13 protein-coding genes are annotated in these 18,465 nt (G+C 44.3%); 7 read left to right on the top strand and 6 right to left on the bottom strand.

Features of this window, described 5'->3' with window-relative positions:
* Positions 1–42: 42 nt before the first annotated feature.
* Positions 43–2,085 carry an oligopeptidase A gene (gene prlC / locus sps_RS00915; protein WP_077750761.1) on the bottom strand — a complete coding sequence of 681 codons (2,043 nt, stop codon included), beginning with the start codon at positions 2,083–2,085 and terminating at the stop codon, positions 43–45.
* Between the two features lie 271 nt (positions 2,086–2,356).
* Between prlC and sps_RS00910 the strand changes: the two genes are divergently transcribed.
* From sps_RS00910 to sps_RS00895, 4 genes are all read left to right on the top strand, one after another.
* Entirely contained in the window at positions 2,357–3,133 is a 777-nt protein-coding gene (locus tag sps_RS00910) for a hypothetical protein (protein ID WP_077750760.1), read from the top strand.
* A 219-nt stretch (positions 3,134–3,352) separates the two neighbouring features.
* Positions 3,353–3,883 (top strand): hypothetical protein, encoded by a 531-nt coding sequence (locus sps_RS00905; protein ID WP_077750759.1) that lies wholly within the window; start codon positions 3,353–3,355, stop codon positions 3,881–3,883.
* 146 nt (positions 3,884–4,029) lie between these two features.
* Positions 4,030–5,385 (top strand): glutathione-disulfide reductase, encoded by a 1,356-nt coding sequence (gene gorA, locus sps_RS00900; RefSeq protein ID WP_077750758.1) that lies wholly within the window; start codon positions 4,030–4,032, stop codon positions 5,383–5,385.
* A 223-nt stretch (positions 5,386–5,608) separates the two neighbouring features.
* Positions 5,609–6,565 carry a YeiH family protein gene (locus sps_RS00895; RefSeq protein WP_077750757.1) on the top strand — a complete coding sequence of 319 codons (957 nt, stop codon included), beginning with the start codon at positions 5,609–5,611 and terminating at the stop codon, positions 6,563–6,565.
* Positions 6,566–7,006: 441 nt separating this feature from the next.
* On the opposite strand, the gene sps_RS00890 is transcribed toward sps_RS00895, so the two are convergent.
* Together sps_RS00890 and sps_RS00885 are read right to left on the bottom strand one after the other, a co-directional pair.
* A complete protein-coding gene (locus sps_RS00890; RefSeq protein ID WP_149027198.1) occupies positions 7,007–7,648 on the bottom strand; it encodes a paraquat-inducible protein A in 642 nt (213 codons plus the stop codon).
* Positions 7,649–7,738: 90 nt separating this feature from the next.
* Entirely contained in the window at positions 7,739–8,917 is a 1,179-nt protein-coding gene (locus tag sps_RS00885; RefSeq protein WP_077750755.1) for an HD-GYP domain-containing protein, read from the bottom strand.
* A 486-nt stretch (positions 8,918–9,403) separates the two neighbouring features.
* Between sps_RS00885 and sps_RS00880 the strand changes: the two genes are divergently transcribed.
* Complete coding sequence (locus sps_RS00880; protein WP_077750754.1) at positions 9,404–10,762, top strand: isochorismate synthase; 1,359 nt, start codon at positions 9,404–9,406, stop codon at positions 10,760–10,762.
* Between the two features lie 44 nt (positions 10,763–10,806).
* Here sps_RS00880 and sps_RS00875 read toward each other — a convergent pair whose 3' ends face one another.
* A complete protein-coding gene (locus tag sps_RS00875; RefSeq protein WP_077750753.1) occupies positions 10,807–11,550 on the bottom strand; it encodes a substrate-binding periplasmic protein in 744 nt (247 codons plus the stop codon).
* A gap of 317 nt (positions 11,551–11,867) precedes the next feature.
* On the opposite strand from sps_RS00875, the gene sps_RS00870 reads away from it, so the two are divergent.
* Positions 11,868–12,509: a 7-cyano-7-deazaguanine/7-aminomethyl-7-deazaguanine transporter gene (locus sps_RS00870; protein ID WP_077750752.1), complete on the top strand. Its 642-nt coding sequence runs from the start codon at positions 11,868–11,870 to the stop codon at positions 12,507–12,509.
* A gap of 1,329 nt (positions 12,510–13,838) precedes the next feature.
* Here sps_RS00870 and sps_RS00865 read toward each other — a convergent pair.
* Both sps_RS00865 and sps_RS00860 read right to left on the bottom strand, forming a co-directional pair.
* Entirely contained in the window at positions 13,839–15,956 is a 2,118-nt protein-coding gene (locus tag sps_RS00865) for a sensor histidine kinase (RefSeq protein WP_077750751.1), read from the bottom strand.
* A 1-nt stretch (position 15,957) separates the two neighbouring features.
* On the bottom strand, positions 15,958–17,340 hold the full coding sequence (locus tag sps_RS00860; protein ID WP_077750750.1) for a sigma-54-dependent transcriptional regulator: 1,383 nt from the start codon (positions 17,338–17,340) through the stop codon (positions 15,958–15,960).
* Between the two features lie 270 nt (positions 17,341–17,610).
* Here sps_RS00860 and sps_RS00855 point away from each other — a divergent pair, with 270 nt between their 5' ends.
* The gene (locus tag sps_RS00855) at positions 17,611–18,423 is read left to right on the top strand and encodes an ABC transporter substrate-binding protein (RefSeq protein ID WP_077750749.1); all 813 of its coding nucleotides are present in this window, start codon (positions 17,611–17,613) and stop codon (positions 18,421–18,423) included.
* Positions 18,424–18,465 lie beyond the last annotated feature (42 nt).

Raw genomic sequence — 18,465 nt, 5'->3', positions numbered from 1 at the left:
CCGATTGGCATTTGAGTGACAGGCTCAAGCTAGACTTACTTTCTACTCGCCGCCGATGCCACTGTGACGAAGCAAAGCATCGATCTTAGGCTCACGTCCACGGAAGCGTTTGAACAAGACCATCGGTTCTTCACTACCGCCCATTTGTAGGATATTTTCAAGGAAACTACGACCGGTTCCTAAGTTGAATATCCCCTCCTCTTCGAAGCGAGAAAATGCATCGGCAGAAAGCACTTCGGCCCACTTGTAGCTATAATATCCTGCGGCGTAACCACCAGCAAAGATATGGGCGAAACTATGCTGAAAGCGATTAAATTCAGCGGCCTTGACCACGGCAACTTGCCTACGTACTTCGTCCAGCTTGCCTTGAATCTTAGCCCCCTGCTCCGGTGTGTATTCCAGGTGCAGTCTAAAATCGAATAGCGAGAACTCAAGTTGACGCAGCATCACCATGCCTGACTGGAAATTCTTTGCCGCTAACATCTTGTCTAACATAGCTTTCGGTAACGGCTCACCGGTTTCATGGTGCCCGGAAATCTCGGACAATGCCTCCTCCTCAAAGCACCAATTCTCCATAAACTGACTCGGCAACTCTACGGCATCCCAAGGCACACCATTAATACCGGAAACTCCAGCAACATCTATCTTGGTCAACATATGGTGAATACCATGACCGAATTCATGGAATAAGGTTGTCACTTCATCGTGAGTAAACAAGGCAGGTTTACCGTCTACAGGAGCGTTGAAGTTACAGGTCAAATAAGCCACAGGATCTTGCAAGCCATTCGATGTCTGACGACGACCACGACAATCATCCATCCAGGCACCGCCACGCTTACCTTCACGGGCATAAAGGTCCAAGTAAAAGCTGCCTCTATGTACACCGTCACTGTCTCTAATATGGAAGAAACGAACATCGTCATGCCAACTATCGAAGTTTTTTTGCTCTTCTACGCTCAAACCAAATAGGCGAGACACGGTATAGAATAGGCCGGAAAGCACTTTATCTTCGGGGAAGTATGGACGCAGTAACTCTTGAGAAATCTCGTATCTGTGATGCTTAAGCTTCTCGGCATAGAAGGTGAGATCCCAGGGCTGAAGATCACTTGCATCGAACTCTTGCTGGGCAAATTCAGTCAACTCCGCCAGCTCGGTTTTACCTTGATCTTTCGAGCGGCTTGCAAGTTCATTAAGGAATGCCAGCACTTGCTCAGGATTTTCGGCCATTTTAGTGGCCAGCGACTTATGGGCGAAGCTCTCGAAACCTAGCAGCAAGGCTAGCTCGTGACGCAGAGCAACAATCTCATCCATTAAGGGACCGTTATCATATTCACCGGCGAAGGGACCCTGATCCGATGCACGAGTCACGAAGGCGCGATAGCACTCTTCGCGTAACTCACGATTTTCGCTGTAAGTCATCACAGGAAGATAAGATGGAAAATCTAAGGTAAATAACCAACCTTCCAGCTCCTTTGCTCCAGCCATGGCTTTAGCTGCGGCAATGGCTGACTCAGGAAGACCAGCTAAGTCGCCCTCATCCGTGATCAACTTGCTCCAGGCCTGAGTCGCATCAAGCAGTTGATTCGAAAAGCTACTAGTAAGCTCAGACATACGCTTGACCAGCTCACCATATCTTAGCTTGTCTTCATCACTGAGGCCGATACCAGACAGCTCAAAGTCACGCAAACTGTGTTCGATAACTTGTTTCTTGGCCTGGCTCATCTGCTCGAATTCACTGGAGGCCCTCAATGATTTGTATGCTTCATAGAGAGGCTGATGCTGACCTACAAAGGTGCCGTACTCAGATAGCAAAGGCAAACAGGCATCATGTGCCTCACGCCACTCTTCACTACTGACAACCGAATTCATATGAGAAACTGGTGACCAGATCTTACCGAGCTCATCATCTACCTCTTCGAGAGGCGCCACCAGAGTATCCCAGGTAAAGGAAACTGACTGGGCTAGTACTTGATCTATTTTACTGCGGCAGTTAGCGATACCTTGCTCTACAGCCACTTGAATATGTTCAGGCTTAATCTTCGAAAATTGGGGTAACGTGGTGCTGGTAAGCAAAGGGTTGCTCATGTTTATTCCTCAGCAAAGTAACGAGTCTGACTATGACATATGGGCGAAGTGAGCCATATTCAAGCAAGATCGTTAAATCCCTATATAAAATACTTACCTAGCAGTCAAATCCATAAAAAACATTGACCTAGTTCAAAATATTGATTTACTCATAATTTACATTTTAGCTATTGATAACCAGCCCACAAATGAAACACGTTCTCATTTACATTCAAGGAGTAAGGAATATTATAACCACTATAGACATCCCTTCGCCTAAATCAGTTAAATTATGCACAACATTGCCAAATTATCGCTTGCTTCCAGCCTAGTTATTGCCATTTTTTCCGCCAATGCGGGTGATATTTCAAACTTCGATGACTCTCATAACATCAATAAGTTACCATCAAACGAACAGGACAAGATTCAGGTTGTTCTCGACATTGGATGGGACTCTAAGTACGTATCTGAAGGCCGTAATAACCTCGACAACGGTGGCGTAACTTGGGGGACCGTTGCCGTCCAAGATGGAGATTTTACTGGGTATGTAACGGGCGGTCGAGCAGATAGCCAAGACTACACAGAGTGGAACTTTGGTCTGGAATACGCCATCTTACTCTCAGATACTGTCGAAGTCAGCTTAGGTTATCAAAGGCTAGAATTTTATGGGACTGAGCGCTGCAGTGACAATGAGCTTTTTAGCACCCTGACTTACCATTACCAAGACTGGCTAGTGCCATCATTGGCTTATACCTACTCTACCGAAGCAGGCGGGTATTTCGTCGAGGCAAGCATACACAGCCCTTGGGAACTGCTCCACGGCCTCACCCTTACCCCCTACATTACTCAGGCATTTGATTTCCAATATGTCACCGAAGATCATGATGGCATTAATCACTTCCAATTTGGCATAGAAGCTGAGTGGCTCATCAATAATCAACTTGCCTTGTCCGGACACCTCAGCCATACATTAGCCCAAGAAGATATCAAGCTTGAGGCCAGAGCAGATGGTAACGAGGCTAGCTTAGACCAGACCTATGCAGGCATTCATCTAACTTATCGTTTCTAAAGTGAGTACGACTTGGCAATACATAGTGAGAGAAACTTGGTTAAATCTCCCTTTATCGTCTAAATTTACTTTTAGCTTCATCGCAAGAAATGATTTTTTGAGGCATCACCTCATAAAATCTAGACTAATGGCAGGGAACGCCGTTAGTACAATCTATATTTGATACACCAATCGAATACAGATCAAAAATTTAAAGTACCCAGCAAAGAGGAACAGGGAATGTCACTCTTCTATATCGAGAAGCCAGTTGCGCGTCAGTATTTGTTGATCAAGCCAGCGTTAGCAATGCTGCTCTTACTGTTTCCCCTCTCTATCCAAGCTAACGATAAAAGCTTACTCACCAATGCCGATGCGCCCCCTCTTGGTATCGGTATCGCCTTAGACAGTGAAGGTAAACCAATTCCCATCCCCGCGACTCGAAGCGCCCTTGAATATCACGCCCCACCGATCCATAAACCCAAACAAGCCAAGAGGAAAAAGATTCAACACCCTAAGAAGAAAAACACTAAAACTCTTTCAAGAAAACAGCAACTTGCCAGTAGAGTCGATGTTGCCAACGATCCTAGCTGTCGCTGGCTCGACAGCCGTATGGATAAATTAGAGAAGAGTCTGTCTTACACAGGAAACCAAGCAAGCTATGCTTTTCATAGAAATGAATTAAAAATAAGACACAAAGAGTGGCTGTGTATGAAGTGTGGTGCAGAGGGACCAAATCAGAGAGAATATGATACTTGTCAGTATCGGCGTTAACAGCAACTTTCAGCTTGGACATGAAAGTTGAAATTTAATGTCTGGATTTCGGGTCAAAGATAGAGCACTGGTTCAAGACATAAATTCCCTCTACAATGAGGCAAGCTTTTTCGAGCAACCTTTTAAAGACTTTTTTGGAGATAAAGATGGCCCAACATTTTGACTATATCTGTCTTGGCGCAGGTAGTGGTGGTATTGCATCGGCAAACCGTGCAGCTATGCGCGGCGCTAAAGTACTTCTTATCGAGGCAAAGGCTCTCGGCGGAACTTGTGTCAATGTAGGGTGTGTACCTAAGAAGGTCATGTGGTATGGCGCACAAGTCGCCGAAGCACTGCATCTATACGCCAAAGATTATGGCTTCGATGTCACGGTAAATAAGTTTGATTGGAACACCTTAGTCGACAGCCGCGAGGCCTATATCGATCGCATCCACGGCGCCTATGACCGTGGATTGGAAAGCAACAAGGTCACCTTAGTCCGCGGCTATGGCCGTTTCGTCGACGAGCGCACCATTGAAGTCGATGGCGAGCACTACACCGCCGATAATATTCTTATCGCCACAGGTGGCTCACCAACCATCCCAACTATTCCCGGCGCAGAACACGGTATCGATTCCGATGGTTTCTTCGCGCTTAGGGAGCAACCTAAGCGTGTTGCCGTTATCGGTGCCGGCTACATTGCCGTCGAACTAGCTGGTGTATTACATTCTTTAGGTAGCGAGACTCACCTATTCGTGCGTAAACACGCGCCCCTTCGTAGCTTCGATCCTATGCTGAGTGAAGCTTTGATGGAGTCTATGGCTACTGATGGCCCTAGCCTGCATATCAATAGCACACCCCAAGCGGTAGAAAAGAATGCCGATGGAAGTCTGACCCTTAAGCTTGAAAATGGTGAGAGCTATGAAGTTGATACCCTAATCTGGGCTATCGGCCGTAAACCTTCTACCGGCAATATCGGTCTTGAAAATACCCAAGTTCAGCTTAATGACAAAGGCTATGTGATTGTTGATGATCAACAAAATACCACCAACCCAGGTATCTACTGTGTCGGCGATATTATCCAAGGTGGCGTAGAACTAACGCCAGTTGCCGTTAAAGCGGGTCGCCTACTGTCTGAGCGCCTGTTCAATGGCATGACCGATGCTAAGATGGATTACAAACTTATTCCTACAGTAGTATTCAGTCATCCGGCGATTGGCACTATGGGACTCAGCGAGCCTGAGGCCATTGCTGAATATGGTGAAGAGAATGTCAAAGTCTATGGCTCGGGATTCACCTCAATGTACACGGCAATTACAGCCCATCGCCAAGCCTGTAAGATGAAGCTTGTCTGTGCCGGCCCTGATGAGACAGTTGTTGGCATACATGGCCTAGGCTACGGCATGGATGAGATTTTACAGGGTTTCGGCGTTGCCATGAAGATGGGGGCGACTAAGAAAGACTTCGATGCAGTTGTGGCTATCCACCCGACTGGCGCGGAAGAATTTGTTACTATGAGATAGCAGCTTATTAAAAAGTGATTCGCCCGGCTGCTATCTAATACCAATAGATATTTATAGCGTCGGGCTTTTTTATGACTGCTTTTTGAGGTGACGATGGAGGCAATAAGCTAATCTCCTTCTTATAGTGATTCAATTTTATTGAATCAACAACTAAAATTAATTGAATTTATTGACACTGTTTCTCTGGCTATAATTACTAGCCGTTTTACTTCAACTCGATCCTATGGCAGCAGACAAACATACATTGCAGGAAAAGTTACCCATAATTAAAAAGTATCTGCCTTTTTTCTTAATCGCTTCCCTCTGCCTGCTCCCGGTTATCTCCTCGCCTATCGCCTTAATACTCGGTTTTAGCTTAGCGAGTCTTGGTTTAATACCTGCCAACCTAGATATAGCGTCATGGACTAAGCGATTATTGTCATATTCGATCATAGGTCTGGGATTCGGTATTCATCTGCAGACCGCAATATCTGCCACTTTAGATAATCTACCACTGATCTTAGGCTCGATAGTGTTCACCTTAACCTTAGGTTACTTACTTACTAAGGCGCTGAGGTTCGACACAAAAACGGGACATTTGATATCGGCTGGTACAGCGATTTGTGGCGGCAGTGCCATCGCAGCAGTATCTCCCGCCATCAATGCTAAGAGCGAGCAATCGGCTATTGCTTTGGCTACGGTATTTATTCTTAACTCTGTCGCCCTGTTTCTGTTTCCAGCCCTAGGTCACCTGTTTGCCATGAGCCAATATGACTTTGGTGTATGGAGTGCAATCGCGATACACGACACTTCCTCAGTCGTCGGCGCAGCCTCGGCCTATGGCGAAGAAGCCCTTACAACTGCAACCACCATCAAACTCGCTCGTGCATTATGGATAATTCCAATCGCACTTATCAGCGCCCTACTATTTGGCGGTGACAAGAAAAAGATTACTATTCCCTATTTCATCGGCTTCTATTGCCTCGCCATCGCTATCGCCCATTGGTTCCCTCAGGGACAAATCGCTTATCAGGCCATTTTTGAGTTATCCAAGCGAGTATTGGTTTTATGTCTGTTCTTGATAGGGGCTGGGATCACTGTGGGTAAGATGCGGGCTGCCGGAGCGAAACCTTTAATACTTGGGGTAACACTCTGGCTGTCGATCGGCACAGGTTCGCTGCTGTATATTTTGTATGTTTAACAAAAGTTTCGAGTTTTAAGCTGTAAGACTCAAGACAGAACTAAGATTGCTTCACTGGGGTGGATTTATATCCGAGTACGATCCATAACAAGCACGCGAAGGCTGTTAGATCGATAAGCGCCCTTGTTAGGCCACTGGTAAGCAATGAGGCGATAACAAAAACTGCACAACATAAGATAATTAACCACTGTTTCATCTTCTAACCTCCGGCTGACTTTGGACTCTGGATATAGCCCAAGTAACACCACAAAGTGGCATAATATAGAAATGCGAAGCAGATCTACCTAGAGTGGTTATTATTTATCGAATCGCGATTTAATCCCAAATACCCGTTTTTACTAACAAATAGCTAGATCGGCTAAGGCTGAATATAAATAACTTATTATCAATAATGAAATAGATTTTTTACTCGAATCTCATCCCAATTAAGAGAGCCATTATCTAGGCCCTAGACTCAACCCCTAGCTCATCTTTGGTACCAATGACTTCTCGTTCGTGACGCATCAAGTAACCACTGAGAATAGAAAAAACACAGTAAACAGAGAAATAATAAAAACCCACAGCGAAACTCGCTGTGGTTTTTAACAGCTCTCCCATTCCCGCCGAGGCATTGCCCGCCATATAGCTCACGATAAGTGCCACAACAAACACATCGGCCATCGACCATTTAGCTATCATGCTGGTAAGCTTACTTAACCTGAATCTTGCCCTCTGTGTGATAGGCGTTTGCTGGATTAACATCAAGATAAGTTTAAATGCCGGAATGACGACACTGAATAACCCCACAAGCAGAGCCACCAAGATATTCCCGGACAGATATAGCTCCTCAACAGTCCCCCAGATACTGCGCGTTTTCTGAAAGACCTGAACCTCACCTTGGATCGTGTCTAACCCTAACATGCTCGACATCATAGTCAGCATATCCCGCGCGCTACCGCTGCCATCAGCCAGATGGCTGATCCCGGCCTGAGCCAGCTCAGATTTCTCTATGCTTCCACTAATGTTCAAAATGGGCAGAGTCACACCAGGGATTAGTAAGGCTAAAGAGAGTAAAATAACGATCACAGGTAATGTACGCTTCATGATTCTCATCATCAGAATAAGTCGAATGCCAGATTATACCCGTGATGTAAGAGGTAGATCAAAACGGCTTAGTTTGAAGAGGGACAAAGACTAATAAAATGGAGCAGGATCAACATCCAGACTACTCGGGGAAACACCACGCTCGATATGTAGATCTGACTTAAGCAGATCGACCATGTTCACACTCGTATATCGTTTGTGTTTGATGGAATAGAAACATTTGAGTATGGGATGCAGCGCATCCCTCTCCTTTGCCTCCCAGACTATGCCTATTTGTCCGTCCGATAGCTCCACTAATGAGCCCACAGGATAAACTCCCACACAGCGGATAAACTCATAAACTAAGGTCTCATCCAGATGAAACGGGGTCAGGCTTAGGAGGATTTTAAAGGCCGCTGCAGGGCTCATGGCTTCTTTATAACATCGAGTGGCCGTTAATGCATCGAAAATATCGACAATACAACTCATGCGACCATGTAAGGGAATTTCATCTCCCTTAAGACCTCTTGGATAACCTTTACCATCCAACTTCTCATGATGCATTAAACAGATATCTTTACTAAGATCCGACAACCCCTTGGTCTCTGCCATAATCTCTATGGCAAAAACCTGATGCAACTTCATATGCTCAAATTCTTGAGGGGTTAACTTTCCCGGCTTATGAAGTACCTTATTATCGACCTTAATTTTGCCGATATCATGCAAGATCCCTCCCACGGCCATCTGCCTAAGGATATCTTTATCCAGCTTCAGATATTTACCAAAGGTCACCAGTAAAAATGCGACGTTGATCGAGTGTTCTAACAGGTAAGCGTCTTTAGTTCTCAGTGCCGATACACACTTGAGGGCATCATCGTCGAGTAGTGCGGATTCGATCATATTGTCGGCCAATGCTTCGAAAGGTGCGACTTCGATGGCCTTGCCCTCGAAGACCTCTGACAATACCTTCTTGACCAGATCTTTAGCCTCAACGATCAATTTCTTTGCATGTTGTTGGGACTTCTCTCTACTTGGTTTGGTTTTCTTGGCTACGGGTTTAGGGGAGATTGCGCGTTTAAGTCCACAGCTATCGGCCGAACGCTCGATATCAATCCACACATATTCGATGCCATTTTTCTGTAGCTTGATAATCGAATTTTGATTACGGATCTGACCTGCATTAGCAACAGCCACCTGACCTTGCTGATCTATGGCCGACACAAACATACCTATGTCCAATTTGGACACAGGAAATTTAACCAATGCTTTAGAATCCGTCGAACCGACCATGTACTCACATCCCCCAAATGACCTATGAGCCTAGAGTCTTTTTATCTAATTTAGACTCTTTACCTTAATACATCTTCATATAAGTATTCTAGTACGCCAGATGCCTTGTCGACATTTTGTTTTTAATTGGCGTGAGGGGGAGCATTCTATTCCTAGATAGGATAAATCACCACTTTAAAATATCGATAACATAACTATTCGACTTAAAAACATACCGTGAACATCTCATTTAGTTTAGTAACGGCTTAATTTAAAGTCTGATGTTCTGAATAGGGTCACCTCTCACTTTTACTTCTATAGTCATAAGGGCGTTACACTGCCGAAATTTAGTTCAAGCTCACAGCTTGATGGCCTATAACTTGACAGTTTTTAGCTCGCCCTTTACTTTGTGGTAAAGATTCTTATTACCGATTGTTTATGAGTCTTAGCAACTGAGTTCATGCCACAACATGACCTTTCACTGTTCTGATCTATTTGGAGTTTTTATTGGCTGCCCTAATCTTGTCACAGGCTATTTCATCTCTTACTGACAAGCTGAAACAATTCAATTTCCAGTCCCCTAGCGATCCCATTATTCAACTGTCTGTCAGCATTAAAGCCATACCAGCTATAGCCTGGTTATCTGCCCAGCCAATTTATCCGAGGATCTATTGGAAAGGCAGAGACACAGAGGAAGAAGTATCTGCAATCGGTAACTGTAAAGATTTCTTCTATGAGGAAGCCTCAGACGATAATCAGCTCGCCATGGCGTACCAGGAACAGCGCGCATTATCCAATAATCAGGACATTCGTTATTACGGCGGTGTCGCGTTCGACAGAACGACTGAGTCTTGGCCTGAATTTGGCAGAGCCAGATTTGTTTTGCCCAGAATAGAGCTAAGACGCAGCGGTACTGAATATAAGTTACTAGTCAATTTAAATTGTGAAAACCAGGATACCGAATCTGAGCGGCGAAATGCCATCGATAGCTTAGCCAGCTTAGCCGCCCCAAAACCACTACCACCACCAAACAAAGTCAGCCTGTTAGGACGTAATGATAGGCCAGATCGTTATCATTGGACCGAGTTAGTCAATAAGGTAACTCACCCCAAATTTATCAAAGAAACCCCTAAGGTAGTATTATCTCGTCTGACTCAACTTGAAATTAACGAGGAAATTAATCCTTGGATGCTACTGGCCTGCTGGCAGGGGCGTAACCCAAATAGCTTTCAGTTTGGTTTTCAATTTAGCCCGGATAGTACATTTATCTCCTGCACACCGGAGCGGCTATTTCGCCGCCGACAAAGAGAACTATTTACTGAAGCATTGGCAGGCACAACGACACGAGGGCTCAACCAAGAAGAAGATGCCTTACTAGCAACCCAGCTAATGAAAGATAGTAAAAATAGTCATGAAAACCAGCTTGTTAGGCAACACATTGTCGATGTTCTCACCCCCTTAAGTAACTATGTAGGTGCTGAAGAGACACCTAAGGTGTTTAAATTAAGTCATATTCAGCATCTGCATCGCTCTATTCGCGCCGAATTAAAACCCGGCGTGGATGATTTCCAGCTATTGCTTGCCCTGCACCCAACTCCAGCCGTGGGTGGATTACCCAAAGAACCGGCAATGAACTTTATACGTCAGCGAGAAGGGTATAACAGAGGTTGGTATGCCGGCGCTTGTGGATACTTTAATAAGTATGAAAGTGAATTTGCCGTCGCTATTCGCAGCGCGCTGATCGAACCCGGTCGAATCAATTTATTTGCTGGGGCTGGAATCGTATCAGGGTCAGAGGCTGATGCAGAGTGGGTAGAACTGGAAAATAAGCTCACAACAATACTCTCAATATTAACCGAACTCTAGAATTCTTAGACACAGAGACTTCAAGTTCCTTTATTTATGGTTCATTATTTAGCTGAAAGCCGTTCGGCATCTTCACCTACGTAATGACGAAACAGTCGATCTAGCTCGCCACTGTCGATCAACTTTTGTAACTCTCTATCAAAATGCATTTTCAGGCTCTCACCTTTTTCTGTTTGACTGAATACAAAATAGACTTCGAGGCGAAATACATCTTCCAAAATAACAAATTGCTTTGGCTGATTAAGATCGCCCACTTTAGTGAGCATAGCAGGCTTATAATCTAAAACCGCATCGATTTTCCCTTGATTAACTCGGTTCAACAGATCCAGCAAGTTAACACTCTCTTCGTAGTACATGGGGACGGGGATCAATTCATCGAAGCGATAATCTAACAGTGCCTGCACCTTCTTTTGAGCTAAGCTGTCTATGCCCTGCCACAATGCCGCTAACTCAGGCGTTATAGCCACATCTACGGTATCGACTTCAATAGGAATATCGCTGTATATAGAGCGAGTTTTATCATCAGGGTAGAAGCCAAGCGCCATGTCGGCCTTATTATAATGTAGTAAATACCTAACCCGAGAGAAAGGCACTATATCGATTTTAAGCTGCCACTCTTCAGCGGGGAAAATACGCCTTACAATATCGAAGTAATAACCACTACCATCATGATTAGTATATCCAACCCAATTTTCGGTAACGATATGAATCCGAGTAGGCTCAGTTAAGCCATTGATAGGAATAGCGCTCAGTACGATTAAAATCAATCTGCAAATTAGCTGTTTCATTGCCTTGGCCCTAGTGTCGACCTTATTACCTGCAGTTGAGTCGATTTAAACGGAGAGGAACATTCACTCGAACACTCAATTGGCTAAGTCCGAGGAACCTGACTTAAGTTTAGATGCTAAAGCTATTATTTGATCGCTCAGGCAGATTTTTACTTGCCAGTAATCTTTACACCTATATACTGTGCCGCCCTTAGGGGCAAAACAATCAAAAATACTCACTAAGATGCCTATTCCATTAGCCACTTAATTCAGTGTTACCCAGAACTGGCGGGTTCCCTCACCCCGCACCAAAGCTTAATCTATAAAAAGGTCGCAAAATGTTATCCATATCGGCAACGCAAATTCGTCGCGCGCTACTTCTGCTCGTCGGCTTCCACATATTGATCATATCCGCGAGTAATTATTTAGTTCAGATGCCATTTCAGATTTTTGGCTTACATACGACCTGGGGAGCATTCAGCTTTCCATTCGTTTATCTTGCTACAGATTTAACCGTAAGAATTTTCGGTCAGAGTAATGCAAGAAAAATCATTTTTAAGGCCATGCTTCCCGCCTTAGTTATCTCTTATTTAATGGGTGTCTTGTTTCATCAGGCTAGTTTTCAAGGGTTTGGTGCGCTGAGCGAGTTTAATAGCTTTGTCTTTCGAATTGCATTTGCCAGTTTTGCTGCCTACCTTGTTGGTCAATTAATGGATATCACTGTTTTTGCAAAATTAAGGGATACTAAGTCCTGGTGGGTAGCTCCAGCAGCTTCAACATTAGTCGGCAATCTGATCGATACTATCGTCTTCTTTGGGATCGCTTTTTACGCCTCCAGCGATAGCTTTATGGCAGAACATTGGCCTGAAATAGCCAGTGTCGATTATGGTTTCAAACTTATCGTAAGCTTGTGCCTGTTCCTACCTGCATATGGCATCTTATTAAAAATTCTAGAACAAAGAATCATCACTAAAAAATAGTATTGATATAAATTCACTTTATATGCTTTATTTACAATAGTTTATACAAGTCGCTCACCCGTGATATGGCGCGACTTTAAATCTTTACAATAAAATGCCTTGCCAACCTTAATGATAATGATTACTATTTACATGCGTTCCAAGAACTCACTCTACAAGGCTAAGGTAAACACTTCATCTCTGTTTTCATTAGCTGACTATCTAATTAACTTTTCAAGAGTTAGCTAAATAGAAAGTTAAGCGAGTTTTGCATAGTACGACATTGCTCACACACTCTTATAGCCGGGATATCCTTTATCCCGGTATTTTTTTGTCTGATTTTTACCGTGAAGCAAGACTAGCAACCTTGTGCAAATATATTCACCCCTTGAACTCGCCATGACCTAAAAGTAATATTTGATAAACAGCTCTTTACCTCAATTTAAATAACAACAATCCATATTGCTCTGTTAAAAATCACAAAAAAACAAAACACATTAAAAACAATCAGCTAAATCGCGAAATCAAACTGACAACAAATTAAACCTAAAAAACATACAAATAAAACTTGCAAACCTTAATGATAATGATTATTATTTGGGTGCGTTCCAAGAACTCACTCTACAAGCTAAGGTAAACACTTCATCTCTGTTTTAATTAGCTCACTATTTAATTAATTTTTTGCTCAAAGAGTTAACTAAATAGGAAAGTTAAGCGGGTTTCGCATAGCACGACATTGCTCACACACTCTTATAGCCGGGATATTCTTTATCCCGGTATTTTTTTGCCTAAAATTTTTTGACTGAAGCCGATTACCGATTGGTACAAATGTGTGGTCACTCAACGAGAATTTAACGCTTCAGAGACAAGGCAACCAGTGAGTATGTTCCTACCAAGCGGCAATAGTCCTATCAACATAGCCAATAGCCATACATCATCAGTTAATAGGTATCGAGAGGAAAAAAGGCCAATATCAGTCTATGTCCTACTTGTAGGGGATTCAAATTGGTAAAACGGCAAAACAATTGTTTGTAAATTTCAGTCCGCAAAATACAAGGTAAGCAATTGATTTTAAATGTGGTAAACGTTAACCATAGCCCTATTCACATAAAAAACAAACAAAACACTTGCACAACCAAATGATAATGATTACTATTTGCATGCGTTCCAAGGATTCATACTTACTTATGTGATTCAGCCTATGTTTCACGGCATAGGTCATAATGAAGTTGGGTCATCAGCACGACATTGCTCACACACTCTTTATAGCCTGGATTATATTTTCCAGGCTTTTTTTTGTCTGCTGTGCGCTAACCTCTTCGATGGTTTAGCATAAATGCCCGACTTAGATTAAGTGCCATTGAAGTGTAGTCCTTCATAAGGTGTATCAGTCCGTTCCTCTTTAGCATTATGATATAAACCTATGGTAAACAAGGTACCCTTACCGACAGTCGAACTCACTTCAATCGTACCTCCTATGCGCTTAATGATGCCATAGCTTAGAGATAAACCTAAGCCTGTACCATCCTTCCGAGTGGTATAAAAGGGATCGAAGATCCGACTCAGCTGCTCTTGAGGTATCCCCTTACCTTCGTCTTCTATTTCAATCTTAACGCCAATAGGTTCATCCATATGAACCCAATCATAGGTTCTGATCCAGATCCGCCCCCGCTCATCCATAGCATGAGCAGCATTAACCACTAGGTTAATCAAAACTTGCAATAGCTGAGGCCGGTTCACCTCTATGGGATAACTCGCATTGAGCTCTTGATTCAAGATAACCTCTTGCTCCTGAATCGAATGCCTCACCAACACCAGCATCTCTTCGATAATAGGAGTCAGCTGATGCATCTCTAATGGCGCGTTGAACTCTCCCGGGCGACTGTACTGTAATAGGCTACGAATAATCGTACTAATACGTCCGACCTGTTGAATAACCAGATCGATCTCTTCCTCGACGATTTTTGCATTATCACCAAGTTCAAACTTAAGCAGCTCCATATTGCCCAAGATCACCGCTGTCGGATTGTTGATCTCGTGTGCTATCCCGGCGGTCAGTTCGCCTAAAGCGGTCAGCTTTTCGTTAGTAACCAACTGCTGTCGAGTCTCGTTTAATAGGGCTACGTTGTTCTGTAGCTCTTCGGTCTTCTCTTGCAGGCTGCGGGTACGCTCTTCGACTTTATCCTCTAATAGCTCTGATGCCGCCTGGATTTGTGAGTTTCTACGCTGCAGCAGATCTAACATACGATCAAACTGTTCGGCTAAATTAGATAGTTCATTATCCCGCTCTAAGCCTAAAGAGCCGATACGCAGATTACGGCCGGACTGGACCGCTTTAACCACATGATGAATTCGCTCTATCGGCTGCAATAAGCTGTAAGCACCACGATAGACTAAGAGTCCTGACACCAAAAGAACCAACATTAAGATGGTTCCCAACTCTATGATATTCAGCAGATAATTGTGAATAAATGGCGACTCGGAGAAACCGGTATAGATCATGCCGATGCGATTACCCTGAATATCCACCAATGGCGAATATGCCGAAATGAACCAATCATTAAACACGAAGGCCCGATCAACCCAGAGCAGACCCTGGGACAATACTTTCTGCTTCACCTCTTCCGATACCAGGCTGCCCAAGGCGCGCCCCTCTGTTTCACCATCTTGAGGAAAGAAATGTAAAGGAACATTGGTACTGATTCGAATATTATCGAGGAAGATGGTCACCGTGCCTATAGAACGCTCAGGTAAGGTGCCTTTGTCATAAACCAGATCACGAATATGATCGACGATGCGAGTGTCGCGGTTAAATAGGATGCCACCATCCAGATACCAGGCGATATTGCCACTAGCGTCAGGGATAGGTAACAAGCTACGGCTAAGTAAGCCCCTGTCTTCAACCGTCTTAGTGAGTTTCTGAGATCTGGGAGTTTCAACGAGAAGAATATTGGCGGCCGCAACCAGATCTGGGGCGATTCTGGCAAGCCTATTTGGACCCAACACCATCATGCCTGAATAGGCATCACGACCCTCAACCTTAGGTAACATGAAACGAAGATCCGGATCCGCGGCGGCTTCAGATATACTGACCAAGCTGAGGAAATCCAAATCCAACTTTTGTTTCTGCGCCTCCAGAAAGACCTCTATCTTCTTGCGGGAGTCATCTTGGCTGGTGTCGAACTGCCTGAATTCATTCTGGAACTCCCAGGAATTCATTACTAACTCTAGCTGTTTCTCTTGACTCTTCTGTACCGAGACCAAGGTGTTACTAGCAACTGTGAGGTCAGCCTTAACCTTCATAAACAGCTGCTTACCCGTATAACTGATATTCCAGTAAATGGTGATAAACACTAAACTGACTAAGGTCAGTAATATAGGTAACAAGGTCAGAATAAGAATTCTATAACGTACCTTAGCTTGCATCTGCTTCCAGTTAACACCGAATACCCGAGGGAAAAAAGACACGTTAATTTTCCTCTTCTTTATGTGTACTGAACCACTCTTTGTATTTGCGATCTAAGGTCTTACGCGATACGCCTAAGTCTCTGGCAGCAGCAGATTTATTGCCTTGATGTATATCGACAACTTGCATCACATGATGCTTCTCCACTTCCTTTAAGCTCCAGTCAAGTGGATAGCCCGATTCGTTTGACGATTCACTCTTAGGTTGCTGCTTCCAATATTCCGCCGGCGGCTTACCTAATAAGATGCAACGCTCGATCATGTTGCGCAGCTCACGGATATTACCGGGCCAGCTATATTGCTGCAGCTTAAGCATGTCTTCATGACTCCAGACCACCTCCTTAACCCCGAGCTCCGCCGCCAACTGCAAGGTAAAATGATGGGTAAGTTCGACCACATCTTCGGGTCGCTCTCGCAGAGGAGGGATCACAATATCTAATACATTAAGACGGTAATAAAGATCTCGTCTGAAGTTACCTTGCTCGACCTCTTCCGCCAGCCTTCTGTTCGTCGCCGCTAGCACCCTGACATCGATCTTAATCTCTTTTTCGCTGCCAACGGGACGTATCGTTCTCTGCTCCAGAACCCTTAACAGGGCCGTCTGCATCTTGAGTGGCATCTCACCAATTTCATCGAGGAACAATGTCCCACCTGAGGCGAAGCTAAATAACCCCTCACGACTGCCCTTAGCACCGGTAAAAGCACCGGCTGAATGACCAAATAGTTCGCTCTCCAACAAGTCAGGGGCAATCGCGCCACAATTAACTGGCACGAAGGGTCCTTGTCTACCGCTGAGTAGATGAAGTTGCCTGGCCACTAGCTCTTTACCAGTACCAGATTCGCCCTCAATCAAGATCACCGCATTGGTTGGTGCGACGCGCTCAATCACGTGCTTAACCTCCTGCATGGCATCGCTGCTACCGATTATGGTAGAAGATTGACCAATAGAAACTTCCCGACGCAGCATCAAGTTTTCACGCTTGAGTAGGCGGCGCTCTATACAGCGGTCGACCGCCTTCATCATCTGCTCAAGGTGAAATGGTTTCATGATAAAATCGGATGCACCGGCTCGTAGAGCCCTAATAGCAACATCCATATCGGCGTAGCCTGTCATAAAGATGATATCTGAGCGACGCTCTTGATCATCGATCGCCTCATGCCATTCTATGCCAGATCGCCCGGGTAAACGTATATCGACAATGAGTAGATCAAAGTGACAACGACTTCTCAGCTGTTCGGCGTCTTCGACGCTCGCAGCCGTCTCCACTAAAGCAAACTTCTTGGATAAGGCTTTTTTCAGGAAACTACGCATTCCCGGCTCATCATCTACAATAAGCACAGAAACCGCTGAGGGAAGTGGTTTAGAATCTTTCTTTAATTGGCTCATATTGTCTACTTTTGGACATTTTGACTCATCTGCTGATGATTCTAGCATCTAGTTTAGGCAAAAAGGTCACTGTGAACCAAAGAATGCGACACCTAGGACAATATGTCTGCCTAACGCTTACTAAATTTGCGACTCGACTCGCACTTTCCGCCATCTTGTGAAGCCAATTTATCTATATTTCACTTGGCACCGAAATTGCTAGTTTAGATAAATTATTGGATGACACCATATGGCAATGGGTCCTCCCTTTAGAATTGCCAAGGAGTAAGCATGTTAAACCTTAAGTCCGTCTTCAGCATTGCATTAGCCATTACGTTAATAACGGGCATGCCAGCCCATGCCGAAGAGATAATAAAACTAGCCACCACCACCAGCACCGAAAACTCAGGTTTATTGAAAAATTTACTACCAAAATTTGAAGCCGAATCAGGTTACAAGGTGCAGGTCATTGCTACCGGCACAGGCAAAGCATTAAAGCTAGCCCGCCAAGGTGATGTCGATGTCATCATGACTCATGCTCCCGCCGCCGAAGCTAAATTTGTCGATGAAGGCTATGGCCTACTCCCTCGCGGTATAATGATGAACGATTTTGTGATCTTGGGCCCTAAAAATGACCCCGCGAAGATCCGTAGCAGTAAGACAGTTGAACAAGCATTTGCTAAAATAGCTAAGTCAGGTGAAACCTTTATCTCTCGTGGAGATAATTCAGGTACTAACATGAAAGAGCTGATTATCTGGAAGAATGCCAAGGTAGATCCCTCTTTCACAGGTTATAAGTCAGTAGGTCAAGGCATGGGTAAGACCTTACTTATGGCCAATGAATTACAAGGTTACACCCTGTCAGACCGAGGTACTTTTGTGGCTTATCAAGCCAAGTTGGATATGGCAATTGATTTTGATGGCGGACAAGCACTAGCTAACCCATATCAAATCATGCTAATTAACCCTGTTAAATACCCAGATCTTAACCACGAAGGCGCGAGAGCCCTAAGTGATTGGCTGATTGGTGCCGAAGCTCAAGGCATGATCAATAGCTATAAGGTCAAAGGTGAGCAATTATTTAAGGCAACTTATAGCGAATGACTCTAAGGTTCTGGTTAAACAGCTTTTTAAAATGCGATACAG

The organism is Shewanella psychrophila (assembly GCF_002005305.1).
In the GTDB taxonomy this organism is placed as follows: Bacteria; Pseudomonadota; Gammaproteobacteria; order Enterobacterales; family Shewanellaceae; genus Shewanella; species Shewanella psychrophila.
The sequence above is the reverse complement of the archived record's forward strand: the minus strand, read 5'-3'. Positions and strand labels throughout refer to the sequence as shown.